General features: G+C 66.1%; 27 protein-coding genes. 20 read left to right on the top strand and 7 right to left on the bottom strand.

The genetic code is table 11. From position 1 onward, the window contains the following. The first annotated feature begins 120 nt into the window (after positions 1–120). From Sa4125_RS24250 to sdhA, 6 genes are all read left to right on the top strand, one after another. A complete protein-coding gene (locus Sa4125_RS24250) occupies positions 121–249 on the top strand; it encodes a hypothetical protein (protein WP_267461345.1) in 129 nt (42 codons plus the stop codon). A gap of 82 nt (positions 250–331) precedes the next feature. Beyond that, positions 332–1,738 (top strand): 3-isopropylmalate dehydratase large subunit, encoded by a 1,407-nt coding sequence (gene leuC, locus Sa4125_RS20840; RefSeq protein WP_224001265.1) that lies wholly within the window; start codon positions 332–334, stop codon positions 1,736–1,738. A 198-nt stretch (positions 1,739–1,936) separates the two neighbouring features. Continuing rightward, positions 1,937–2,404, top strand: a complete 468-nt coding sequence (locus Sa4125_RS20835; RefSeq protein ID WP_224001263.1) for a GNAT family N-acetyltransferase — start codon at positions 1,937–1,939, stop codon at positions 2,402–2,404. A gap of 246 nt (positions 2,405–2,650) precedes the next feature. Next, complete coding sequence (gene sdhC / locus Sa4125_RS20830) at positions 2,651–3,040, top strand: succinate dehydrogenase, cytochrome b556 subunit (protein WP_224001260.1); 390 nt, start codon at positions 2,651–2,653, stop codon at positions 3,038–3,040. A gap of 9 nt (positions 3,041–3,049) precedes the next feature. Continuing rightward, a complete protein-coding gene (gene sdhD, locus Sa4125_RS20825; RefSeq protein ID WP_224001258.1) occupies positions 3,050–3,427 on the top strand; it encodes a succinate dehydrogenase, hydrophobic membrane anchor protein in 378 nt (125 codons plus the stop codon). Positions 3,428–3,430: 3 nt separating this feature from the next. Next, on the top strand, positions 3,431–5,293 hold the full coding sequence (gene sdhA / locus Sa4125_RS20820; protein ID WP_224001256.1) for a succinate dehydrogenase flavoprotein subunit: 1,863 nt from the start codon (positions 3,431–3,433) through the stop codon (positions 5,291–5,293). A gap of 27 nt (positions 5,294–5,320) precedes the next feature. Here sdhA and Sa4125_RS20815 read toward each other — a convergent pair whose 3' ends face one another. Both Sa4125_RS20815 and Sa4125_RS20810 read right to left on the bottom strand, forming a co-directional pair. After that, entirely contained in the window at positions 5,321–5,578 is a 258-nt protein-coding gene (locus Sa4125_RS20815) for a hypothetical protein (protein ID WP_224001254.1), read from the bottom strand. A 257-nt stretch (positions 5,579–5,835) separates the two neighbouring features. Further along, on the bottom strand, positions 5,836–6,018 hold the full coding sequence (locus tag Sa4125_RS20810) for a hypothetical protein (RefSeq protein WP_224001252.1): 183 nt from the start codon (positions 6,016–6,018) through the stop codon (positions 5,836–5,838). Positions 6,019–6,135: 117 nt separating this feature from the next. Here Sa4125_RS20810 and Sa4125_RS20805 point away from each other — a divergent pair, with 117 nt between their 5' ends. Next, positions 6,136–6,792, top strand: a complete 657-nt coding sequence (locus tag Sa4125_RS20805; protein ID WP_224001250.1) for an SOS response-associated peptidase family protein — start codon at positions 6,136–6,138, stop codon at positions 6,790–6,792. Between the two features lie 3 nt (positions 6,793–6,795). Here Sa4125_RS20805 and Sa4125_RS20800 read toward each other — a convergent pair whose 3' ends face one another. Beyond that, entirely contained in the window at positions 6,796–8,109 is a 1,314-nt protein-coding gene (locus Sa4125_RS20800; protein ID WP_224001248.1) for a GGDEF domain-containing protein, read from the bottom strand. Between the two features lie 17 nt (positions 8,110–8,126). Here Sa4125_RS20800 and Sa4125_RS20795 point away from each other — a divergent pair, with 17 nt between their 5' ends. Then, on the top strand, positions 8,127–9,335 hold the full coding sequence (locus tag Sa4125_RS20795; RefSeq protein WP_223998301.1) for an IS256 family transposase: 1,209 nt from the start codon (positions 8,127–8,129) through the stop codon (positions 9,333–9,335). On the opposite strand, the gene Sa4125_RS20790 is transcribed toward Sa4125_RS20795, so the two are convergent. Further along, positions 9,251–9,664, bottom strand: a complete 414-nt coding sequence (locus Sa4125_RS20790; protein WP_224001246.1) for a hypothetical protein — start codon at positions 9,662–9,664, stop codon at positions 9,251–9,253. The genes Sa4125_RS20795 and Sa4125_RS20790 overlap by 85 nt on opposite strands. Before the next feature lie 399 nt (positions 9,665–10,063). On the opposite strand from Sa4125_RS20790, the gene Sa4125_RS20785 reads away from it, so the two are divergent. The 4 genes from Sa4125_RS20785 (at position 10,064) to Sa4125_RS20770 (ending at position 13,505) form a co-directional block, all read left to right on the top strand. After that, a complete protein-coding gene (locus tag Sa4125_RS20785) occupies positions 10,064–10,573 on the top strand; it encodes a hypothetical protein (protein WP_224001244.1) in 510 nt (169 codons plus the stop codon). A gap of 199 nt (positions 10,574–10,772) precedes the next feature. Further along, positions 10,773–11,552, top strand: a complete 780-nt coding sequence (locus Sa4125_RS20780) for a succinate dehydrogenase iron-sulfur subunit (RefSeq protein WP_224001242.1) — start codon at positions 10,773–10,775, stop codon at positions 11,550–11,552. A gap of 145 nt (positions 11,553–11,697) precedes the next feature. Continuing rightward, positions 11,698–12,219, top strand: a complete 522-nt coding sequence (gene dps, locus Sa4125_RS20775; RefSeq protein WP_224001240.1) for a DNA starvation/stationary phase protection protein Dps — start codon at positions 11,698–11,700, stop codon at positions 12,217–12,219. A gap of 170 nt (positions 12,220–12,389) precedes the next feature. Then, complete coding sequence (locus Sa4125_RS20770) at positions 12,390–13,505, top strand: FAD-dependent oxidoreductase (protein WP_224001238.1); 1,116 nt, start codon at positions 12,390–12,392, stop codon at positions 13,503–13,505. Positions 13,506–13,614: 109 nt separating this feature from the next. Here the strand turns inward: Sa4125_RS20770 and fsa are convergent, their stop codons facing one another. Together fsa and Sa4125_RS20760 are read right to left on the bottom strand one after the other, a co-directional pair. Further along, complete coding sequence (gene fsa, locus Sa4125_RS20765; RefSeq protein WP_224001236.1) at positions 13,615–14,268, bottom strand: fructose-6-phosphate aldolase; 654 nt, start codon at positions 14,266–14,268, stop codon at positions 13,615–13,617. 77 nt (positions 14,269–14,345) lie between these two features. Continuing rightward, positions 14,346–15,050, bottom strand: a complete 705-nt coding sequence (locus Sa4125_RS20760) for an SDR family oxidoreductase (protein ID WP_224001234.1) — start codon at positions 15,048–15,050, stop codon at positions 14,346–14,348. Between the two features lie 115 nt (positions 15,051–15,165). Between Sa4125_RS20760 and Sa4125_RS20755 the strand changes: the two genes are divergently transcribed. From Sa4125_RS20755 to Sa4125_RS20720, 8 genes are all read left to right on the top strand, one after another. Beyond that, positions 15,166–17,361 (top strand): primosomal protein N', encoded by a 2,196-nt coding sequence (locus tag Sa4125_RS20755; protein ID WP_224001232.1) that lies wholly within the window; start codon positions 15,166–15,168, stop codon positions 17,359–17,361. 130 nt (positions 17,362–17,491) lie between these two features. Beyond that, positions 17,492–17,887 (top strand): DUF4345 domain-containing protein, encoded by a 396-nt coding sequence (locus Sa4125_RS20750; RefSeq protein WP_224001230.1) that lies wholly within the window; start codon positions 17,492–17,494, stop codon positions 17,885–17,887. A gap of 257 nt (positions 17,888–18,144) precedes the next feature. Beyond that, positions 18,145–18,705, top strand: coding sequence for a F0F1 ATP synthase subunit delta (locus Sa4125_RS20745; protein ID WP_224001228.1), 561 nt, complete (start codon positions 18,145–18,147; stop codon positions 18,703–18,705). Next, positions 18,705–20,234, top strand: coding sequence for a F0F1 ATP synthase subunit alpha (atpA, locus tag Sa4125_RS20740; protein WP_224001226.1), 1,530 nt, complete (start codon positions 18,705–18,707; stop codon positions 20,232–20,234). Before Sa4125_RS20745 ends, atpA begins: the two co-directional genes overlap by 1 nt. A gap of 35 nt (positions 20,235–20,269) precedes the next feature. Beyond that, on the top strand, positions 20,270–21,145 hold the full coding sequence (locus Sa4125_RS20735; protein WP_224001224.1) for a F0F1 ATP synthase subunit gamma: 876 nt from the start codon (positions 20,270–20,272) through the stop codon (positions 21,143–21,145). 29 nt (positions 21,146–21,174) lie between these two features. Next, positions 21,175–22,623 (top strand): F0F1 ATP synthase subunit beta, encoded by a 1,449-nt coding sequence (gene atpD, locus Sa4125_RS20730; RefSeq protein WP_224001216.1) that lies wholly within the window; start codon positions 21,175–21,177, stop codon positions 22,621–22,623. A gap of 2 nt (positions 22,624–22,625) precedes the next feature. After that, positions 22,626–22,823 carry a glutathione S-transferase gene (locus Sa4125_RS20725; RefSeq protein WP_224001214.1) on the top strand — a complete coding sequence of 66 codons (198 nt, stop codon included), beginning with the start codon at positions 22,626–22,628 and terminating at the stop codon, positions 22,821–22,823. After that, positions 22,813–23,217, top strand: coding sequence for a F0F1 ATP synthase subunit epsilon (locus tag Sa4125_RS20720; RefSeq protein ID WP_224001212.1), 405 nt, complete (start codon positions 22,813–22,815; stop codon positions 23,215–23,217). The genes Sa4125_RS20725 and Sa4125_RS20720 overlap by 11 nt, the downstream gene beginning before the upstream one ends. A gap of 224 nt (positions 23,218–23,441) precedes the next feature. Here Sa4125_RS20720 and Sa4125_RS20715 read toward each other — a convergent pair whose 3' ends face one another. Continuing rightward, positions 23,442–23,957 carry an RNA pyrophosphohydrolase gene (locus Sa4125_RS20715; protein WP_224001210.1) on the bottom strand — a complete coding sequence of 172 codons (516 nt, stop codon included), beginning with the start codon at positions 23,955–23,957 and terminating at the stop codon, positions 23,442–23,444. Positions 23,958–24,102: the final 145 nt, after the last annotated feature.

The following is a 24,102-nucleotide window of genomic DNA, read 5'->3' as shown; positions in this document are numbered from 1 at the left end:
CCGGCCACGGATTGCGGTCGTCGGCGAAGCGGCGTTGGAGACATGCGGAGGGCGCCGCCGCCGAACAATGCTTCGCGCTGCCTCATTGAACGGCCTGTCCCGGGCTGCTATTTTGGCGACATGACGCCGTCTCTCGCCACGACCACCCGTTTGCCGACGACGCTGGGCTTCAGCCCGCTCGACGATCGGACGCGGCTGCCCGGGCGATTTTTCTACCGTTTGATCCAGGGCAGGGGCTTTCTCGGCTGAAACGCTGCGCGCCGCTTCGCGGTCCGCGACCCGTATTCGCCCATCCCCGATTCCGGACATGCCGGCTGCCAGGACACGATCCATGACCCAACCCCGCACACTCTACGACAAGATCTGGGACGAGCACCTCGTCGACGAGCGCGACGGCGGCGCGCTGATGTATATCGACCGCCACCTCGTGCACGAGGTGACCAGTCCGCAGGCCTTCGAGGGACTGCGCGTCGCCGGGCGAAAGGTCCGCCATCCCGAGAAGACGCTGGCTGTCGTCGACCACAATGTCTCGACCGCGCCTGACCGGACGCTGGGCATCAAGAATCCGGAGAGCCGGCTGCAGGTCGAGACGTTGGCGAAGAACGCCGCCGATTTCGGCATCGAATATTTCGACCAGGCCGACCGGCGCCAGGGCATCGTCCACATCATCGGGCCCGAGCAGGGTTTCACGCTTCCGGGCATGACCATCGTCTGCGGCGACAGCCACACCTCGACGCACGGTGCCTTCGGCGCCCTGGCGCACGGCATCGGCACGTCCGAGGTCGAGCACGTGCTGGCAACGCAGACGCTGATCCAGGCGAAGGCGAAGAACATGCTGGTCGAGGTGAACGGAACGCTGCCGCCGGGCGTCACCGCCAAGGACATCATCCTCGCCATCATCGGCGAGATCGGCACTGCCGGCGGCACCGGCTACGTCATCGAATATGCCGGCGAGGCCATTCGCGCGCTGTCGATGGAAGGGCGGATGACGATCTGCAACATGTCGATCGAGGCGGGGGCCCGTGCCGGCCTGATCGCCCCGGACGAGACCACCTTCGCCTATGTCGAAGGGCGTCCGCGCGCCCCGAAGGGCGAGAATTTCGAGAAGGCGCTGGCCTACTGGCGGACGCTGAAATCCGATGAGGGCGCGCATTTCGACCGCGTCGTCCGGCTCGATGCCGCGGCCCTGCCGCCAATCGTCTCCTGGGGCTCCTCGCCCGAGGACGTCGTCGCCGTCGACGGCGTCGTGCCCGATCCCGCGGTCATCGAGGACGAGAACAAGCGCGCGTCCAAGCAGCGGGCGCTGGAATATATGGGCCTGACGCCGGGCACGAGAATGACCGACATCGCCGTCGACCGGGTCTTCATCGGCTCCTGCACGAACGGCCGGATCGAGGATCTCCGGGCCGTCGCCAAGATCGTCGAGGGCCGCACCGTCGCAGGCAGCGTCTCGGCGATGATCGTGCCGGGCTCGGGCCTGGTGAAGGGCCAGGCGGAGGCGGAAGGGCTCGACAAGATCTTCATCGCCGCCGGTTTCGACTGGCGCGAGCCGGGCTGCTCGATGTGCCTTGGCATGAACGAGGACCGCCTCGCTCCCGAGGAGCGCTGCGCCTCGACCTCGAACCGCAACTTCGAGGGCCGGCAGGGCTTCAAGGGCCGGACGCATCTGGTCTCGCCGGCGATGGCGGCGGCGGCGGCGATCGCCGGGCGCTTCGTCGATGTCCGGGATTGGGAGTAGCGCCGACCCCCAGGCTCGGCCGGTTCTTCTCCCCTCCGGGGGGAAGATGGCCCGAAGGACCGGATGAGGGAACCCGCGTCAGGACGGGTCTCACCTACCTCTGGCCTGCCGGCTGTCCCCACCCTGGTGGGGAGAAACGCGCATCGGCGTCGAGCCCTCTCCCTTGACCCCCACCCCGTTCCGCGCGACATCCAAGCCATGGAACCGGTCCCGCAGCCCGATATCGACATCCAGCTTCTGCGCCTGAAGGATGCGCGCGATCTCGCGCCTCTGCTCGCCGCCTATAACCAGGCGGTGTTTCGCGGGGCGCCGGGGGCACCGGACAAGGTCTATGCCGAGCAGCTCCTGCAGGATCGAACGGCGGAGGTCCTCGGCGCGCGGCTGGGGGGAGAGCTCGTCGGCTTCCTGATCTTCTACGATCTGCCCGATCCCTGGACGGGCATGCGCTCGGGCCTCGCCGATCACATTTTCGTCGAGCAGCGCCAGCGCCGCAAGGGCATTGCCCGGGCGATGGTCGATCTTCTTGCCGAGGAGTCGGATGCGCGCGGCTGGTCGAAACTCGTGCTGCACGCGCCGCGCAATCCCGAAAACGGCAGTCAGCTCTACCAGCGCATCGCCGAGCCGGCGGACTGGGCGAGCTATGTGATTCGCTTTATCGATCGCTGATCGCTCCCTGCCATTCCCCGGGCACATCGTCAGCGGCACGGGGGCGGGGCCGAGATGGGCAGGCGGTCCCCGCGCGGGGCGGCAGGTCAAAAAGTCGCGCTAATCGATTAGGCCCCCGGAGGCCGGCTCGTTCCTTAGAATGGGTCTTGCTTTCGCAGTTGCGATACGCCTTACGTCAGGCAAGTTCGTCGGTCCTGTCGCCCCGTGCGGTGTGGGGCGGAGACATACCAGGGACAGGAGGCACCGTTGTCCGAGCTGAAATCCGCGCGGCCGCTATCGCCGCATCTTTCGATCTACCGATTCCGCCCGACCATGGCGATGTCGATCCTGCACCGCATCACGGGCGCGGCGCTCTATGTCGGCACGCTGCTCGTCGTCTGGTGGCTGATCGCCGCCGCGAGCGGTCCGGAAGCCTTCGCCACCGCCTCCTGGTTCTTCGGATCGATCCTCGGCCGCATCCTTCTCTTCGGCTACAGCTGGGCGCTCCTGCACCACATGTGCGGCGGCATCCGCCATTTCATCTGGGACACCGGGCACGGTCTCGACAAGGAGACCTCGACGCAGCTGGCGCTGGCGACCCTTGCCGGCTCCCTGACCCTCACCGCGATCCTGTGGATCGTGGTCGTCATCGTCTAGGAGGTCCTGATGAAAATGCGCACCGATCTCGGCCGCGTTCGCGGCCTCGGCTCCGCCAAGGAAGGCACCGGCCATTTCTGGCTGCAGCGCCTGACCGGCATCGCCAATGCCATCCTGATCACCGCCTTCGTGGTGCTGCTCGTCACCCTGCACGACAAGGCCTATGTCGACGTGCGCCTCGCCTTCGGCAACCCGCTGGTCGGGCTGATCATGGCGCTGGTGGTGATCTCCGTCGCGGTCCACATGCGCCTCGGCATGCAGACGATCCTCGAGGACTATGTCCACGGCCCGTCGCGCGTGCCGCTGCAGATCCTCAACACCTTCTTTGCGGTCCTCGTCGCAGGCGCGAGCCTCTTTGCGATCGCGAAACTGAGCTTTGGAGCCTGAGCCATGGCCGAGACCCACAAGAACGCCCCCGCGCCCGAAGGGCAGCCGCATCGCGGTGCCGCCGGGATCAATGGCAAGGCCTATGAATTCACCGACCATACCTTCGACGTCGTCGTCGTCGGCGCCGGCGGCGCGGGTCTTCGCGCGACGCTGGGCGCGGCCCAGGCCGGGCTGAAGACCGCCTGCATCACGAAGGTCTTTCCGACGCGCTCGCACACCGTCGCGGCGCAGGGGGGCGTCGCCGCCTCGCTCGGCAACATGGGCAAGGACGACTGGCGCTGGCACATGTACGACACCGTCAAGGGGTCGGACTGGCTGGGCGATCAGGACGCGATCGAATATCTGGTGCGCGAGGCACCGGCCGCCGTCTACGAACTCGAGCATTTCGGCGTGCCCTTCTCGCGCACCGAGGACGGCCGGATCTACCAGCGCCCCTTCGGCGGCATGACCACCGATTTCGGCAACGGCCCGGCCGCGCAGCGCACCTGCGCCGCCGCCGACCGGACCGGCCACGCCATCCTCCACACGCTCTATGGCCAGTCGCTGCGCTATTCCTCGGAATTCTTCATCGAGTATTTCGCGATCGACCTCATCATGGACGAGGAGGGCGCCTGCCGCGGCGTCGTGGCGCTCTGCCTCGACGACGGCACGCTGCACCGCTTCCGCGCCAAGAAGACCATCCTGGCCACCGGCGGCTATGGCCGGGCCTATTTCTCGGCGACCTCGGCCCATACCTGCACCGGCGACGGCAACGCCATGGTGCTGCGCGCCGGCCTGCCGCTGCAGGACATGGAGTTCGTGCAGTTCCACCCGACCGGCATCTACGGCGCCGGTTGCCTCATCACCGAGGGCGCGCGCGGCGAGGGCGGCTATCTCACCAATTCCGAAGGCGAGCGTTTCATGGAGCGCTATGCTCCGTCCGCGAAGGATCTCGCGTCACGCGACGTGGTCTCCCGCGCCATGACGATGGAAATCCGCGACGGTCGCGGCGTCGGCAAGAAGAACGACCACATCTTCCTGCATCTCGACCATCTCGACCCGGCGATCCTGCACGAGCGCCTGCCCGGCATTTCGGAATCGGCGAAGATTTTTGCCGGCGTCGACGTCACCCGGGAGCCGATCCCGGTGCTGCCGACGGTCCATTACAACATGGGCGGCATTCCGACGAACTATCACGGCGAGGTGCTGACGAAGAAGGATGGCAATGCCGACACCGTCGTGCCCGGCCTGATGGCCGTCGGCGAGGCGGCCTGCGTGTCCGTGCACGGCGCCAACCGGCTCGGCTCGAATTCGCTGATCGATCTCGTCGTCTTCGGCCGCGCGGCGGGGCTGCGCTGCATCGATACGGTGACAGTCGGTGAGGGCCATGCGCCGCTGCCCGCCAATGCCGGCGAGAACTCGCTGACGCGCCTCGACCATTTCCGCTACGCCAAGGGCTCGACCTCGACGGCGGAACTGCGCGACCGCATGCAGCAGACCATGCAGTCCAACTGCGCCGTCTTCCGTACCGGTGAGATCCTGGAAGAGGGGCATCAGAAGATCCATCAGGTCTGGCAGGCCTCGGACGACGTGAAGACGACCGACCGCTCGCTGATCTGGAACACCGATCTCGTCGAGACGATGGAATACGACAACCTGATCGCCCAGGCCGTGGTCACCATGGACTCAGCTCTCGCCCGGCAGGAATCGCGCGGAGCGCACGCCCGCGAGGATTTTCCGGACCGCGACGACGCGAACTGGATGAAGCACACGCTGTCGTTCTGCGATGTGGCGGCCAAGACGGTGTCTCTCGACGACCGGCCGGTGCACACCTACACGCTGTCGAACGAGATCGACTACATCCAGCCGAAGAAGCGGGTGTACTGACAAATATGGCAGGGCGCCGCGGCGCCCTCAGCCCGCGTGCCGCCGCCCGGACGGCGGCACGAAACTGACGCGCACGGTGCGGCTGCCGCAGCGCGGGCAGCGCATCAGAGCCTCCAGCCGCGCGAGCGGACAGGCACGCCCGCGTGTCCACAGAAGCGTGGACATGTCGATCCGGTAGCGCTGGCGGCATTCGCGGATCGATTTCAGACCGTCGCGATTGCCATGGGCGCAGGCGACCCACAGCGTCCATCCGAGATCATGCGCTTCACCGAGGGAATCGACCATGGGCGCTTATCGCGCGAGTCGTGCGATAAGAACAAGTCATGAACATCACCCGGACGTACGCCTCGCGCGGATGTGAGCGTGCGTCAGGTTCGCTGCGCCGGATGGTGCGAAACCGGGTCCGGCCTGTTCCGCCGGGCGCTTCGGGTGGCAACTTTTCGCAGCAACGCCATCGGCCCGAAAATCGAGAGCGATCTTCGGGCCGATGTCTGGGTAGAAAAGTCAGGGAGATGTCTGCGCGTGCAAAAGCACGCCGGCCCCTAGCGCTGGGATTTCAGGTAATCCTTGCCGGCGCGGGTCGGGTACCAGCGGGTGTCGAGACGCTCGACGAAGCCGAGCTGGCGCAGGTCAGGAATGAGGCCGGTATCGGGAAGTTCGGCGGGAGCACGGACGAGCTTGATAAGCAGAGCGCGGCTCTCTGCCGTCATGCGGGGCAAAGCCATGGGAAAAATCTTTCAAGGGGTTTCTGCTCCTCCTATAGGCCTGTGGAAGGCCAAGTGCCAGCCTTGGCCTGATAACTCTTCCGCGGCACGGTGCCGCCCGCCCTCGGAGCGTGAGCGATGTGCAATCTCTATTCGTTGACCAAGGGCCAGGCGGCGATCCTCGCCTTCACGCGGGCCATGCGTGACACGACCGGCAATCTGCCCGTCATGCCCGGGATCTTTCCGGATTATCCCGCGCCGGTCGTCGCGACCATCGGGGGGGAGCGGACGCTCGCGATGATGCGTTGGGGCATGCCCGGACCCCCGCAGTTCGGCGGCGCGCCGATCACCAATATCCGCAACACGCGCAGCCCTCACTGGCGGCGCTGGCTCGGGCCACAGAGCCGGTGCCTGGTGCCGTTCACCTCGTTCTGCGAATACGAGGATACCAAGCCGCGCAAGACGCCGACCTGGTTCTCCGGCGACGCCGGCCGGCCACTGATGGTCTTTGCCGGTCTGTGGACGACCTGGCACGGGACCCGCGGGCCGAAATCCGCGCCGGTGGAGGGAGAGCACGCGCTGTTCGGCTTCCTCACCTCGGAGCCGAACGGGGTTGTCGGCCCCATCCACCCCAAGGCGATGCCGGTGATCCTGACGACGCCGGAGGAAATGGACGTCTGGATGCGGGCGGACTGGAGCGAAGCCTCTGCCCTGCAGCGGCCGCTGCCGGATGCCGCGTTGACGATCGTCGCCCGCGGCGATCGCCAGGACAAGGGCGGAGGCGAGGGCGACTGAGGCTCAGACGGTGGCGATGACCCGCAGCGAAGCCTTGGGAGGAAGTTCGTCGAACCCTGTCTGGTCGTTCGACACAACCCGGTTGCGGCCACCGATCTTGGCGCGGTAGAGCGCCCGGTCGGCGTCGTCGATGAGCTCGCCCGGCGACTGGCGTGGCAGGCAACTCCAGGTTTCGGTCGCGGCGCCGATGCTGACGGTGACGACGTCGGTCACCGTCGAGGTCTCGTGCTGGATCGCCAGACCTATGACTGCCCGCCGGATCGCCTCGGCGAGCTTGTGGGCACGGGCCTCCGGGGCATCGGGAAGAATGACGGCAATCTCCTCGCCGCCGTAGCGGATGACCCGCTCGTTGGTCGAGCTGACGCATTGCTGCACCGCCATGGAGACGAGTTGCAGACAGGTGTCGCCTGCCTGATGGCCATAGGTGTCGTTGAAAGGCTTGAAGCAGTCGACGTCGATCATCAGCAACGACAGCGGGCGCCCGGCTTCACGGCAGCGTGTCCAGAACTGCGGCATGGTCTCGTTGAAGTCGCGGCGATTGAACAATCCGGTCAGCGCGTCCGTCCGCGACAGCTCGACGAGCCCGGCTTCGACCACCTGCCGCCGATCGGCCTGGCGTGACAGTTGGAGCCCGGCGCCGCCGACGATGCAGATGACGCAAAAGAGGATCGGCAGGCGCATCATCAGGTCGCTGCGCCAGGACGCGAGGATCTGATCCACCGACAGTGTGAAGACGACGTATATCGGTTGGTCGGCGACCACGGAGAAGGCCTGGAGGCGATCTTCGCCGGTGACCGGCGAGGGAGAGCGGATGCTTTCGGAAAATTCTCCCCGGGAGACGGCCTCGATGTTGGGAGAGACCATAATCTTGGTGCCGATCCTGTCGGCGAGGAAGGGATAGCGTGAAAGGACCGTGCCGTCCCGGGACATCAGCGCGGCATGCCCGCCCTGGCTGCCGGCAAGCGTCGCATAGACGTTGGAAAAATACGACGCGTCGATCGCCGCCGACAGGATGCCACCGAAACTGCCGTCGGGCCGCGTGACGCGATGACCGACGACGATGTCCCACCTGCCGGTCTCAGGGTCACGCACCGGATTGCCGATGACGAGCGCGCGATCGTCTGCCTTCCGGATCTTCTTGAAGAGTTCGGTCCGGGAGATGTTGCGGCCGGCCGTCGCCGGCGAGGACGTCGCCAGCAGCCAGCCGGACTGCTCGGCATGGTAGTGTCCGCGCTCGTGGTGGAAATTCCGACATTGAAAGGTGTGGCTGAGGCGGTCACCGGATAGGGCGGCTAAGGTGGAGTTGCGAGACTTCAACCTGACCGGAGAACCCGATGACCGAGGACAGACTACCGCTTGCCGAGCTTTTTGCGAAAGCCGGGGACGGCGATTTCCTGAGAACGATAGCCGAGAGCGTGATGCAGCTCCTTATGGAGGTCGACGTTGAAGGCATGATCGGCGCCGGGCGCCACGAACGGACGCAGGAACGGGCGACTTATCGCAATGGCTACCGCGACCGCTCGCTCGACACGCGGCTCGGCTCGTTGCAGCTTCGGATACCCAAGCTTCGGCAGGGCAGCTACTTCCCGCCGTTCCTGGAGCCGAGAAAGCTCTCGGAGAAGGCCTTGGTTGCCGTCATTCAGGAAGCTTGGATCAGCGGCGTTTCCACCCGGCGGGTCGACGATCTGGTACAGGCCATGGGGCTGTCGGGGATCGGCAAGAGCACCGTATCGAAGCTGTGCAAAGACATCGACGAACGCGTCGGCGGCTTCCTCGACCGTCCTCTCACTGGCGACTGGCCCTACCTCTGGCTGGATGCGACCTACCTGAAGCAGCGCGAGGGTGGACGCATCGTTTCGGTCGCCGCCATAATCGCCGTGGCCGTGAACACGGACGGCAAGCGCGAGATCGTCGGCCTTCACATCGGCCCCTCGGAAGCGGAGACGTTTTGGTCGAGCTTCCTCAAGAGCCTCGTGCGCCGCGGCCTGTCCGGCGTGAAGCTCGTGATCTCGGATGCTCACGAAGGGCTGAAAGCCGCCATTCGCCGGGTGTTCAGCGCCTCCTGGCAGCGCTGCCGGGTGCATTGGATGCGCAACGCCCTGTCGTATGTCCCGAAGGCGCAGCAGAGCATGGCGGCGGCCGCGCTGCGCCAAGCCTTCGCCCAGCCCGATCGTGCTAGCGCCAGCCAGGCGCTGCGCCACGTCGCCGACCAGCTTCGGGGAAAGTGTCCAAAGCTCGGGGCCTTCATCGACAACAGCGAGACCGACGTGCTGGCGCACATGGATTTTCCCAGTCAGCACCGGACCCGGATCCATTCGACGAATTCCCTGGAGCGCCTGAACAAGGAGGTGAAGCGGCGTGCCGACGTCGTCGGAATCTTCCCGAACGAGGGATCCATCATCCGGCTCATCGGCGCCGTCCTTCTCGAGGCCAACGACGAATGGCAGATCCAGAACCGCTACATGCAGACCGAACCCATGGCCGACCTCATGGCCATGGGCAACACTGCAAAACCCGAACAGATTTCCACCGAAGTCGCCTGAAACGGAGCCGCTTCAGCTACACTCAATTTCCACCACGTTGACGGACACGACCGCTCGGCATAGTCGAGCGCACGAATGCGGGGAACACGCAGCAGGAGTTCGGCCATGTCGGCCTGGACCGCCTGCAGCTTATTGCGGGTCGGGACGTTCTCGCCGATGAGCCGGGAAAGCGAAATGAGGGCGAGGTCGGCCATCTGGAAAGTGTCGCCGGCCTGATGCGCCAGCGACTTCGCCAGCGTTTCCGCCTGCGCGCCCGCATTGCGCAACGCCTGTTCCTTGGCACTCAACTCGACCCAGTACGCACATGCGACGATGAGCAGGACGATCATCGCCGTACACGTTCGAAGCCAGAAGGGCAGCTGGCGAGATCTCAGGCTGAGGGATGGCCGCGTCACCGAAAGTTCCCGTCTGACTACCACGCGACCACCTTAGGGGGAGGGCGTTACCAATTGGTTCGTTTCGCTGAGGACTCGATTGTCCTTAATCCTTACGAAGCAGGGAAGCCAGGTGATACCTATCAGCACCTTGCTGAGAATTGGTATCTCTGGCGAGCATGATGCATGCGCACATTTTGCCGGCTTTGGACAGGATTGCGAAGGGCACTGTGCGCAAATGGCATTCGGTGACGCAAAGTCTCGCCATGGAAGGCCGCGGACGCTAGGTTCCCGGCGGGACACCGACAAGCGGCCCCGAAACGGTCGCGCGATTTCCTTGGGAGAATGAGTTTCATGCATACAATCATCCGTATCGGCCTGCCGGCTCTCTTTGCCGCGAGCCTCCTGGCCGCGCCAGCTTCGGCCCAGTCCGGCGCGACACCTGTGGCACCGCCCGCCGCGGCTCCCGTGACGCCGGGCGCGGTCACGGAAAAGCAGTTCGATATTCCGCGTGTTGGCGACAAGGAGGGCCAGATCGAATTGATCAGCGGCCTGTGCGCCGTCCAGATGAAGGAGATGTCACCGCCGGCCTGCAGGTGCCTCGCCACCGAGGCACTGACCCGCCTGTCGGATCCGCAGCGCGACTATATGATCGCGACCGTCGTGTCGCCCCCTGTGGCCGACAGGATGCTTGCCGACCGCCGCGTGGGGCAGGTCGACCAGCAGGTCATCTTCGCCTTTCTGGATGCGACCTCGGCAGCCTGCGCGACCGGCACCTTCGACGCCAGCAAGCCTGCTCCCGCCTTCCCACCGGCCGCGACGCCCGTGGCGCCGTCGCCCGCGCCCGAAAAGCCGGCGCAGTAGGCAGCGCCCCGCTCCGGTCCGGACGGACAACCGGAGCATGGGCGGGAGGCGCGTCGTGCCTGCCGCCCCGTTTCAAACGTTTCGCAGGTGCAAACTGGCAAACCCCGGTAGGTCAAGGGGTGCGGCGTATTCGCGACTGGTATTTTGCGGTGCACCTGGCTATGTTTCGACCGATTCCAAACAGGCACCGGGTATCTCCATGGTCGAGCTCACGCTTCCGAAAAATTCGCGCATTGCCGGTGGCAAGGTCTGGCCGAAGCCGGCGAACGCCACGAATGTGCGCGAGTTCGGCATCTACCGCTGGTCGCCCGACGATGGCGAGAACCCACGGCTCGATACCTTTTATGTCGACATGGACGATTGCGGGCCGATGGTCCTCGACGCGCTCCTGTGGATCAAGAACAAGGTCGACGCGACGCTGACACTGCGTCGCTCTTGCCGCGAGGGCATCTGCGGCTCCTGCGCGATGAACATCGACGGATCCAACACGCTGGCCTGCACCAAGGGCATGGATGAGGTGAAGGGGGCGATCAAGGTCTACCCGTTACCGCACATGCCGGTCATCAAGGATCTCGTGCCGGATCTTTCGGTGCCCTATGCGCAATTGCGCTCGATCGAACCCTGGCTGCAGACCGAGACGCCCGAGCCGCAGAAGGAATGGCGTCAGAGCCACGACGACCGCGCCAAGCTCGACGGCCTCTACGAGTGCATCCTGTGCTTCTGCTGTCAGACGTCCTGCCCTTCCTACTGGTGGAACGGCGAACGCTATCTCGGCCCCGCCGTACTCCTGCAGGCCTATCGCTGGCTGATCGATTCGCGCGACGAGGCGACCGGCGCCCGGCTCGACGAGTTGGAGGACCCGTTCCGGCTCTACCGCTGCCACACCATCATGAACTGCACGCAATCCTGTCCAAAGGGTCTCAACCCGGCCAAGGCGATTGCCGAGATCAAGAAGATGATGGTCGAACGCCGGGTCTGACAGGACGCTGGCCGCCGGGTCCATGGCCGAGCGACGGTGCTGCATCACGCCGCGATCACGGAACCGTCTACGCCGCTGGCGGTTCTAGTTGCGAGATATACAGCGGGATAGGCCGCTGGTTTCCCGTCATCGAAAGGACTCACCCATGGCAAAGTCGGCCACCGCCACGCTTCATCCCAGCAAGAACCCGCAGAAGGAAAACGTTCGCGGCGCCATGGTGCAATTGCTGCAGAAGCATCTGGGAACGGCGATCGACCTGTCCTATCAGTGCAAGCAGGCGCACTGGAACGTCAAGGGCATGAACTTCATCGCCGTGCACAAGCTCTTCGACGAGCTGCACGAGGCGACCGAGGTCTTCGTCGACCTCATCGCCGAGCGGATGACGGGTATGGGCGGCCAGGCGCAGGGGACGGTTCAGGCTGCCTCCGCCAACACCGTCCTCGAACCCTATCCGCTCGACATCGTGAAGTCCGAGGATCACCTGCGTCGGCTGTCCGACTCCTACGCTGCCTGGGGCAAGGCGCTGATCGAGGGTATTGAGGAGGCCGACGAGGCCGGCGATGACCTGACGGCGGATCTGTTGACGGAAGTCGGCCGCGGCATCAGCACCGGCCTGTATTTCCTGGAAAGCCATTTCCAGGTCGAGGACGCCGGTCATTCGACCTGATCGGGTGGACGGGTGGCATCAGAGGGCGGCGCGCGAGCGTCGCCCTTTTTCGTATCCGGAGTGGGAGGGACGGAGATGGCTGAGCCCTCGCAGGCGCCCGGCACGCCGAGCGGCACGCCAGGCCCGGCCGTCACAATCGGACGACCGCGCATTTGCCGCTGTGCCTGCCGATGACCCGCGTCGTCCTTGCAGGATGTGGTCACGCCCATCTTGAAGTCGTGCGATCCGCCCGCGCCTTTTCGGCAGTGGGGGCCGAGTTGGTGCTCGTCGATCCCGGGCGGTTCTGGTATTCCGGGCGCGGCAGCGGTCTTCTGGGCGGCCGTTTCGGCGAAGCGCATGCGGTCATCGATACACCGCGTCTGGCCGCCGCCTGTGGCATCCGCCTCGTCGCCGATCGGGTCGTCGGGCTCGACCGTGCGGCCTCGGCGATCCTTCTGGCTTCGGGGGAGCGGCTCGGCTTCGATCTCCTGTCCTTCAACATCGGCAGCACCGTTCGCCCGCCCGGAGGGCTCGAAGCCGGACAGGGGGCAAAACCGATCGCCGCCCTGGCAAGTCTGCGCCAGCAGCTCGCGGCGCAGGGCGGACCGGTGCGGGTCGCCATTATCGGCGGCGGAGCGACGGGCTGCGAACTGGCCGGCAACCTCCTTCATCTCAGGCGCGCCGCCGGGCGGCCGATCGCCGTGACGCTGGTCTCGGCGGCAGCAACCCTCGTGCCTGCCGCGCCGCGCGGCGTGCAGGCGGCGGCGCTCGACAGTCTGGCGAAGCGGGGCGGGCTCGTGCATCTGGGTCAGTCCGTTGCCTCGGTCGAGGCGGGCGCATCGGCCGAGGCGGGCGTCCTGACCCTGTCTTCGGGCGCTCTCGTCCCCTTCGACCACCTTGTTCTGGCGACTGGGCTCGAAGCCGATCCCGTCGTCCACAATCTTGGAATTGCTTCGAGCAAAGCCGGCTTGCGCGTTGGCGAGACGCTGCAATCGATCGACGATCCCCGGATCTTTGCGGCCGGCGACTGTGCCGCGATCGAGGGGCACGACCTGCCGAAACTCGGTGTCTACGGCGTGCGCGCCGCGCCCGTGCTTGCGCGCAACCTCCTCGCCACGCTCGCCGGCTCGCCGCTCGAAACCTACCGGCCGCAGCGCCATGCCCTGTCGATCCTCGACCTTGCCGACGGGCGGGGACTGGCGATGCGGGCGGCATTCTGGTGCGGCGGACGGGCAGCCCTTGGCCTGAAGCACTTTCTCGACCAGCGGTTTATCGATCGCTACCAGAAGCTCTATGCCCGCAACTGAGCGCCGGGCACCAACAAAAAAGGCGACCGTCGCCGGCCGCCTCTTTCTCTAAAGTGCTCTTTCCGCCGCCTGCCTGTGTGGCAGGGGTTCGATCTGGCAAAGGCTCAAATCAGGCGATGGTCTGCCCCGACTTCTTCCAGTCGGACAGGAAGGTCTCGAGGCCCTTGTCGGTCAGCGGGTGCTTGACCAAAGCGCGGAGCGTCGAGGTCGGCACGGTGGCGACGTCGGCGCCGATCAGCGCGGCCTCGCGGACATGATTGAGGGTGCGGATCGAGGCGGCGAGGATCTGCGTCTCGAAATCGTAGTTGTCGAAGATGCGCCGGATGTCGGCGATCAGCTCCATGCCGTTGATGTTGATGTCGTCGAGCCGGCCGATGAAGGGCGACACGTAGGTCGCACCGGCCTTGGCGGCGAGGAGTGCCTGCGTCGCCGAGAAGCAGAGCGTGACGTTCGTCTCGAAGCCCTCGTCGGTCAGGGCCTTGCAGGCCTTGAGGCCGTCGAGCGTCAGCGGCAGCTTGATGCAGACATTGCTGGCGATGGCGGCGAGCAGCTTGCCCTCGCGGATCATCTCCTCGGCGGTGAGCGCCGTCACCTCGGCGGAGACGGGGCCCTCGACCGACTCGCAGATCTCGGCGATCACGTCCCGCATCGGGCGATTGGCCTTCAGGATCAGCGAGGGATTGGTCGTCACCCCGTCGATCAGCCCCGCCTCGTTCATTTCCCGGATTTCGCCGATATCGGCCGTGTCCACGAAGAATTTCATTGTTCAGCTCCCTTCGAGCAGCGCGGAACTCTCATCCGCAGTGTCGACGTTCCCTTAGCAACCTTCGCGGCCTCACGCTACACGGAGCGGGTGATGCCGCCATCGATGCGGATGTTCTGTCCGGTGATGTAGCGCGCACGGTCCGACGCGAGGAAGGCGACGAGGTCGGCGACTTCCCCGACCGTGCCGTATCGCCCCATCGGGATGCGTTTCCGGCGATCCTCCTTTTCCGGCAGGCTGTCGATGAAGCCGGGAAGGACATTGTTCATCCTTATGCCGTCACCGGCATACTGGTCGGCATAGAGCTTTGAAAAGGCGGCGAGCCCGGCGCGAAAGACGCCCGAGGTGGGAAAGGCCGGCTCGGGCTCGAAGGTCGCATAGGTCGAGATGTTGACGATCGCCCCGGACTTCTGGGCCTGCATGGCTGGCGTCACCAGACGGGCCATCCGGATGACGTTGAGAAGGTAGAAGTCGAGGCCCGTGTGCCAGTCCTCGTCGCTGATCGAAAGGAGCTCTCCCTTCGGCCCGTGGCCGGCGCTGTTGACGACGGCATCGATCCGGCCCCAGCGTGCGAGCGTGGCATCGACGAGGCGAGCGAGGTCGCCGGTCTCGAGATTCGAGCCGGTCATGCCGAGGCCGCCGAGTTCGGTGGCCAGCGCCGCGCCCTTGCCGGAGGATGAGAGGATCGCCACCTCGAAACCCTCGGCGGCAAGCCTGCGCGCCGCGCCCGCGCCGATGCCGCTGCCGCCGCCGACGATGATCGCCACTTTCGCCTGTGCCATCCAACCCGCTCCTTTTTCATCTGTTCGTCGGTCGTCCCGGGTCGTAAGACCGGGCCTGCCCCAGTGTTCCCCGCCGCCCCCGTTGCGGCAAGCCAGGTCCCTTGCCATCTCGACCATGTCCTCCGCCATCGGCCAACTTTTTCCAGCAAGGACCGTGCCGGTGCTGGTGCCGCTGCCGACGGAGCGGCCCTATTCCTATCTCGTGCCGGACGGGATGGAGGTCGCGCCGGGTTCGATCGTGCAGGTGCCGCTGGGGCCTCGCCAGGTGGCCGGCATCGTCTGGGACGAGGCGGGCACCGATTCGGTCGATCCGAAGAAGCTCAAAGCCATCACCCATGTCTTCGATTGCCCGCCGCTCGATGCACCGATGCGCCGCTTCATCGACTGGGTCGCCGACTACACGCTCTCGCCCCCCGGCCTCGTCGCGCGGATGGCCCTTCGCGCGCCCGTCGCCTTCGATCCCGAGCCCTGGATCGAGGGATTTGCCGCGACCGGCAGCCTGCCGCAGCGGATGACGGGCGCGCGCGAGCGGGTGATGGCGGTTGCCGAGGAGGCGCCGGCCTGGTCCCGCTCGGGGCTTGCGCACGCGGCCGGGGTCTCCGTCTCGGTGGTCGAGGGCCTCGTCAAGCTCGGGGCTTTCGCGCCCGTGCGCCTGCCGCCGCCGCCCGCGGTCGCCGAGCCGGACATCGCCTTCGGCCGCGCCGAACTCAACGCGGAGCAGGCCGAGGCGGCGCGCGCGCTCGTCGCGGCGGTGACGGCCGAGAGCTTTGCCGTCACCTTGCTGGAGGGCGTCACCGGTTCGGGAAAGACGGAGGTCTATTTCGAGGCGGTGGCGAAGGCGCTGGAGATGGGCCGGCAGGTGCTGATCCTCCTGCCCGAGATCGCGCTGACGCAGAGCTTCATCGACCGTTTCCACCAGCGTTTCGGTGCGCCGCCGGCGGAATGGCATTCCGACGTCACGCCGCGCATGCGCGAGAAGGTCTGGCGGCAGGTGGCGGAGGGGCGGGTGAAGGTCGTCGCCGGCGCGCGTTCCTCGCTGTTCCTGCCCTTTCAGAATCTTGGTCTCATCATCGTCGACGAGGAGCACGACCCCGCCTACAAGCAGGAGGAGCGCACTTTCTACCACGCCCGCGACATGGCCGTGGTGCGCGCCTCGATCGGGGGTTTCCCGGCGATTCTCGCCTCCGCGACGCCCTCGATCGAGAGCCGCGTCAACGCCAGCAGCCAGCGCTACGGCCATGTGCAGCTGGCGGCGCGTTTTCGCGAGGCCGCGCTGCCGACGCTGACGCTGGTCGACATGCGCCGCCATCCGCCGGCGCGGGGAAAATTCATCTCGCCCGTGCTGCTGACGGCGATCCACGAGACGGTGGCCCGCGGCGAGCAGGCGCTCCTCTTCCTCAACCGCCGTGGCTATGCGCCGCTGACGCTCTGCCGTTCCTGCGGCCACCGCTTCCAGTGCCCGGACTGCTCGGCCTGGCTCGTCGACCACCGGCTGCGAGGCCAGCTGCAGTGTCATCACTGCGGCTTCAACAGGCCCCGGCCGGATTCGTGCCCGGAATGCGGCACGCTCGATCATCTCGTCGCCTGCGGCCCGGGCGTCGAGCGAATCGCCGAGGAAATGCTCGTCGCCTTTCCCGAGGCGCGCACGATCCTCCTCTCTTCCGATCTCGCCGGGGGACCGCGGCGGCTGAGGCGCGAGCTCGACGCCATTGCCGGTGGCGAGGCCGACATCATCATCGGCACGCAGCTCGTCGCCAAAGGCCATCATTTTCCGCTGATGACGCTTGTCGGCGCGGTCGACGCCGATCTCGGCCTGTCCAACGGCGATCCCCGCGCCGCCGAGCGCACCTTCCAGCTGCTGCACCAGGTGACCGGCCGCGCGGGCCGCAGCGGGCGGGCCAGCCGCGGCCTGATCCAGACCTACCAGCCGGAGCATCCGGTGATGCAGGCGATCGCCTCGGGTGCCTCGGAGCGATTCTACGAGCGCGAGATCGGCGAGCGCGAGCGCGCCGGCCTGCCACCTTTCGGACGGCTCGCCAGCATCATCATCTCGGCAGACACGCGCAAGGAGGCCGAGGACCACGGGCGGGCCCTCAGGCGCGCGGCAGGGGAGGATGGCGAGATCGAGGTGCTGGGCCCGGCCGAAGCGCCGCTCGCCGTGCTGCGGGGGCGCTACCGCTTTCGCCTGCTGTGCCAGGGCGGACGGCGGGCACCGCTGCAGGCCTTTCTGCGCGCCATGATCGCCGCCGCGCCCCCGCCGCGGGGCTCCGTGCAGGTGCAGGTCGACATCGACCCGCAGAGCTTTCTGTAGCGCTGCGGCCTATTGCAGCACCTCCGCCGACTGTCGCGGACGCCGATCAGTGTCTCGAGGCTTTACCGTGCTCGACGCGGCGTCTAGTCAGCGGCGATCCGAGCGACCGCGCCGACGAGGAACACAGAAGATGGAATTCTCCCTGCCACAGACGAATGCCGACACGCTGGCCTTTGCCGCCGCGGCGGTGACGGCGTTGATCGGCCTGTTCGCCCTGTTCATGCCGGGCGTCGCCCTGCGGGCGCTGCGGCTGGCCGTGCATCCGAACCGGCCGGACGCCGTCGCCGAGGCCCGCTCGACGATCGGCGGCTTCATGCTCGGCACCGGCGTGATGTCGCTTCTCCTCTTCGACCAGCCGATGGTGCAGATGGTGCTGGGCGCCGCCTGGCTCTTCGCCGCCTTCGGCCGCTTCGTCGCGATCCTCTCCGACAAGGCCTCGACCGTCTATCACTGGCTGCTGCTCTCTCTCGCACTGGCCCTGGCGGCCATGCCGCTGGCGGCGGCTTTCGGCCTCGTCGCGAGCTGAGCCGCCAATGCGGAACCCCGCCTTGCCCGCCGATCGTCCCGCGGTGCCGGAAAAAGCGGCGAAACTCGCGCCGGCAAAGCCGTTCCGGCGTTGTCGATGGCAAACCGCTATGCTAGAGGGTCCTTGCCTCCCGCATGTGATCGGCCTCGAATGAGATGGTCTGGCGGAAATAATCTAACGGTTTCAGGTCTCTAAGGCGCTTTCGCTAGGGCGATTGGGTCGACGGGCTGAACAATATGGAAGAGAAGCGGTCGTCCGTGGCAACATCATCCTCTCCCGTCTCGGGAGTCGCAGAACGCTACGCTCTGTCCCTCTTCGAGCTTGCTCGCGAGGAAGGCTCGATCGACACTGTCGAGTCCGAGCTGAACCAGTTCCAGGCCCTTATCGACGAGAATGCGGACTTCCGCCGTCTGGTCGAGAGCCCGGCCTTTACCTCGGCAGAGCAGCTGGCGGCGATGTCCGCCATCGTCCAGTCCGTCGGGGCCAGCCCGCTGACGGCCAATTTCCTCAAGGTCATCGCCACCAACCGCCGCCTGTTCGTGCTTCCCGGCATCGTGCGCAGTTTCCGCACGAAGGCCGCCGAGCATCGCGGCGAGGTCGATGCCTCGGTGATCAGCGCGCATGCGCTCGGCGACACGCAGCGGCGTGAGCTGGCCGAGGCGCTGGGCCAGTACGCCGGCAAGACAGTCACCATGCATGAGAGCGTCGATCCGTCCATCCTCGGAGGCCTGATCGTCAAGATCGGCTCGCGACAGGTCGATACCTCGCTTCGCACAAAACTCAATTCGCTTAAGCTTGCGCTGAAAGAGGTCGGCTGATGGACATCCGCGCCGCGGAAATTTCCGCAATCCTGAAAAACCAGATCAAGAATTTTGGCAACGAGGCGGAAGTCTCGGAAGTCGGCCAGGTTCTGTCGGTCGGCGACGGCATCGCCCGCGTCTACGGTCTCGACAATTGCCAGGCCGGCGAGATGGTCGAGTTCCCCGGCGGCGTGCGCGGCATGGCGCTGAACCTCGAATCCGACAATGTCGGCGTCGTCTTGTTCGGCTCCGACCGCGACATCAAGGAAGGCGACATCGTCAAGCGCACCGGCGCGATCGTCGATGTGCCGGTCGGCATGGGCCTTCTCGGCCGCGTCGTCGACGGTCTCGGCAATCCGATCGACGGCAAGGGCCCGATCGAGCACACCGAGCGCCGCCGCGTCGACGTCAAGGCGCCCGGCATCATGCCGCGCAAGTCGGTGCACGAGCCGATGTCGACGGGCCTCAAGGCCATCGACGCGCTCATCCCGGTCGGCCGCGGCCAGCGCGAGCTGGTCATCGGCGATCGCCAGACCGGCAAGACCGCCATTCTCCTCGACACCTTCCTGAACCAGAAGTCGGGTCACGACACCGGTCCGGAAAAGGATCGCCTCTACTGCGTCTACGTCGCCATCGGCCAGAAGCGCTCGACCGTCGCCCAGTTCGTGCGCGTGCTCGAAGAGCGCGGCGCCATGCAGTATTCGATCGTCATCGCGGCGACCGCCTCCGATCCGGCGCCGATGCAGTACATCGCGCCGTTTGCCGGCTGCGCCATGGGCGAGTATTTCCGCGACAACGGCATGCATGCCGTGATCGGCTATGACGATCTGTCGAAGCAGGCCGTCGCCTACCGTCAGATGTCGCTGCTCCTGCGCCGTCCGCCGGGCCGCGAAGCCTATCCGGGCGACGTCTTCTACCTGCATTCGCGCCTGCTCGAGCGCGCCGCCAAGCTGAACGAGGCCAATGGCGCGGGCTCGCTGACGGCCCTGCCGGTCATCGAGACGCAGGCGAACGACGTGTCCGCCTACATCCCGACCAATGTGATCTCGATCACCGACGGCCAGATCTTCCTCGAGACCAACCTGTTCTACCAGGGCATCCGCCCGGCGGTGAACGTCGGCCTCTCCGTCTCCCGCGTCGGATCCTCCGCGCAGATCAAGGCGATGAAACAGGTCGCCGGATCGATCAAGGGCGAGCTCGCGCAGTACCGCGAGATGGCGGCCTTCGCGCAGTTTGGTTCCGATCTCGACGCCTCGACGCAGCGCCTCCTCAATCGCGGCGCGCGCCTGACCGAACTCCTGAAGCAGCCGCAGTTCTCGCCGCTGAAGACGGAAGAGCAGGTTGTCGTGATCTTCGCGGGAACGCAGGGCTATCTCGACAAGCTGAAGGTCTCCGATGTCGGCCCGTTCGAACAGGGCCTGCTTGCCTGCATGCGCGGCGAGAACAAGGCGATCCTCGACGCCATCCGCGACGACAAGCAGATCACCGACGATACCCGCACGAAGCTGAAGTCGGCGCTCGACCAGTTCGCCAAAAGCTTCGCCTGAGGCGATAAAGAAAAAGCGGGAGACAGTTCCAGACCATGGCTTCGCTCAAGGATCTGCGAAATCGCATCGCCTCCGTCAAGGCAACGCAGAAGATCACCAAGGCCATGCAGATGGTCGCGGCGGCGAAGCTTCGTCGCGCCCAGGAGGCCGCCGAGGCTGCCCGCCCCTATTCGGAGCGGATCACGGCGGTCATGGCCAATATCGCGAGCGCCATGGAAGGCGACGCGCCGCTGCTGATGACGGGAACCGGCAAGGAGGACACGCACCTCCTCGTCGTGTTCGCGTCGGATCGCGGGCTTGCAGGCGGCTTCAACGCCCAGATCGTGCGGCTGGTGCGCCAGCATGCGCGCGAGCTGGAAAGCCAGGGCAAGACGGTCAAGATCCTGTCCGTCGGCAAGAAGGGCTACGACGCCATGCGCCGGGACCTCGGCAGCCGCATCGTCGACCGGATCGAGCTGCGTGACGTCAAGCAGATCGGCTTCGCCAATGCCGAGGCCATCGGCGACAAGGTCATGGGGATGTTCGAGGCCGGCGAGTTCGACGTCTGCACGATCTTCTTCTCGGAATTCCAGAACGTTATCAGCCAGGTGCCGACGGCCAAGCGCATCATTCCGTCAGCTGTCGAGGGCGAGGCCGAACAGGTCGCGTCCGGCGGCGGTGTCTACGAGTACGAGCCGGATCCGGCCGGCATCCTCGCCGACCTTCTGCCGCGCAACATCAAGGTCCAGATTTTTCGGGCGCTGCTCGAAAACGCCGCTTCCGAGCAAGGCGCGCGGATGACCGCGATGGACAACGCCACGCGCAATGCCGGCGACATGATCAAGGCCCTGACCCTCGTCTACAACCGTCAGCGGCAGGCCAAGATCACGACCGAACTGATCGAAATCATCGCGGGCGCCGAAGCGCTCTGACGACCCTTTATTGAAGAAGGAGGCCGGATATGGCTGACATCAATGGACAGGCGACCGGCCGCGTCGCGCAGGTCATCGGCGCCGTCGTCGACGTGTCGTTCGACGGACCGCTCCCGGCGATCCTGAACGCGCTGGAGACGACGAACAACGGCAACCGGCTCGTGCTCGAGGTCGCGCAGCACCTCGGCGAGAACACCGTGCGCACGATCGCCATGGATCTGACCGAGGGCCTCGTGCGCGGCCAGCCCGTGATCGACACCGGCGAGCCGATCCAGGTTCCGGTCGGCGACGGCACGCTCGGTCGCATCATGAACGTCATCGGCGAGCCGATCGACGACGTCGGCCCGATCGCCTTCTCGCAGAAGCGCGGCATCCACCAGCCGGCGCCTCCCTATATCGACCAGTCGCCAGAGAGCCAGATCCTGGTCACCGGCATCAAGGTCATCGACCTGCTCGCCCCCTACGCCCGCGGCGGCAAGATCGGCCTGTTCGGCGGCGCCGGCGTCGGCAAGACCGTTCTGATCCAGGAACTGATCAACAACATCGCCCGTGCCCATGGCGGTTACTCGGTGTTCGCCGGCGTCGGCGAGCGTACCCGCGAGGGCAACGATCTCTATTACGAGATGATCGAGTCCGGCGTGAACAAGGACCCGCATGAGAACGGCGGCTCCACCGAAGGTTCCAAGGCGGCCCTCGTCTACGGCCAGATGAACGAGCCGCCGGGCGCCCGTGCCCGCGTCGCTTTGACCGGCCTCACCATCGCCGAGCATTTCCGCGACCAGGGCCAGGACGTTCTGTTCTTCGTCGACAACATCTTCCGCTTCACGCAGGCCGGCTCGGAAGTGTCCGCTCTGCTCGGCCGTATTCCGTCCGCGGTGGGCTACCAGCCGACGCTGGCGACCGACATGGGCCAGATGCAGGAGCGCATCACGACGACGACCAAGGGCTCGATCACCTCGGTGCAGGCGATCTACGTGCCTGCCGACGATCTGACCGACCCGGCGCCGGCAACCTCGTTCGCGCATCTCGATGCGACGACGGTTCTGTCGCGCGCGATTTCGGAGAAGGGCATCTACCCCGCGGTGGATCCGCTGGATTCGACCTCGCGCATGCTGTCTCCGATGATCCTCGGCGAGGAGCACTACACCGTTGCCCGCCAGGTGCAGGAGACGCTGCAGCGCTACAAGTCGCTGCAGGACATCATCGCCATTCTCGGCATGGACGAGCTGTCGGAAGAGGACAAGCTGACGGTGGCGCGCGCCCGCAAGGTCGAGCGCTTCCTCAGCCAACCCTTCTTCGTCGCGCAGATCTTCACCGGCGCGCCGGGCCAGCTGGTGCCGCTCGAGGACACGATCAAGAGCTTCAAGGGCCTGGTCAACGGCGAGTACGATCACCTGCCGGAAGCCGCCTTCTACATGGTCGGCTCGATCGAGATGGCCATCGAGAAGGCGAAGAAGCTCGCCGCCGACGCCGCCTGACGATGACGCAAGGGCACCGCATCGAAGACGCCGTCAACGATGTGTGCCCCTGGTCGGGAAAGCCGGTTTCGCCGGATTCCCTGACGCTCTACAAGGGCGCGGTGGTCGGTTTCTGCAATCCCGGCTGCCGCGACAAGTTCGACACGGCGCTCACCCATTTCGAGGGCGCGCTCAACCAGCAGGCTGACCATGGCGGATAGTTTTCAGTTCGAGCTCGTGTCCCCCGAGCGCCTGCTGGTGTCGGAAGCGGCGACCGCGATCCTCGCGCCCGGCACCGACGGCTACATGACGGTGATGGCGGGTCATTCGCCTGTGATGAGCACGCTGAAGCCGGGCGTCGTCGTGGTGACGACCGCCGGGGGCATCGACCGCCGCTTCTATGTTCGCGGCGGTTTCGCCGACATCACGAATGCCGCGATGATCGTTCTCGCCGAGCATGCCGTGCCGGTCGAGGAGATGAATCCCGCCGAACTCGATCGTCAGATCAAGGACGCCGAGGAAGACGTCGCCGACGCCAAGACGCCGGAAACGCGCTCGCGCGCGGAGCAGCAGCTGTCGGCGCTGCGGGATGCCCGTTCGGCGCTGGGGATGTAGGCGCCGGTCAAGGCCACTGCGGAGACGACGGAAGCCGGCGCGAGCCGGCTTTTTTGTGCGTATCCGGAAGCTGATTCATCTCCCCGGCGCGAGGCATGAGCTGCTTCTTCTCCTCACCGGGGAGAAGTGCCCGGCAGGGCGGTGAGGGGGACAGGTCGTCGCCCTCTTCCGGCCGCTGCGCGTCCACCTACTCCATGGAGGGGAGAAGAATGGCGCTCTCTGGATCAGGCCGCCTCGAACTTCCGAAACTCGGTGACGACCTGATCATAGACCCTGCGCTTGAACGGCACGACGAGCGTCAACACGTCGTCCATCGACTTCCAGTCCCAGGCTTCGAATTCGGCCGAATGGCCTCCGGGTGGCGGGTTGATGGCGATCTCGCTCTCGTCTCCCTCGAAGCGGAAGGCGAACCATTTCTGGGTCTGGCCGCGATACTTTCCCTTGAGCGCGATCCCAACGAGGTGCGGGGGAAGGTCGTAGTCGATCCAGCCGGCGGATTGGCCGAGAAGCTGGACGGAGCGCATGCCGGTTTCCTCGTAGAGTTCGCGATGGGCTGCGGCGAGCGGGTCTTCGTCCCGGTCGATCCCGCCCTGCGGCATCTGCCAGAGGGCCGTCGCGCCCTCCATCTCGCCCTTTTCCTCGACGAGCCGGCGCCCGACCCAAACGCGGCCCTCGGCGTTCAGCACCATGATGCCGACGCAGGGGCGATAGGGCAGGTCCGTCGCGTCACGCTTGGTCATCTTGCATTCTCCGTTGAGCGCCGGGCGAAAAGGGGGATCCGGTTTTTTGCAGTATCCGACGCGGCAAACCGGGACTTGGCGCTTCGGGCGTTTTCGGCAGATCTCCCGAAAGGCCCGGCGCAAACCTCAACCCGGTTTATCGGTG

This window comes from Aureimonas sp. SA4125 (assembly GCF_019973775.1).
GTDB lineage: Bacteria > Pseudomonadota > Alphaproteobacteria > Rhizobiales > Rhizobiaceae > Plantimonas.
This window is presented reverse-complemented; position numbering and strand designations above follow the sequence as displayed.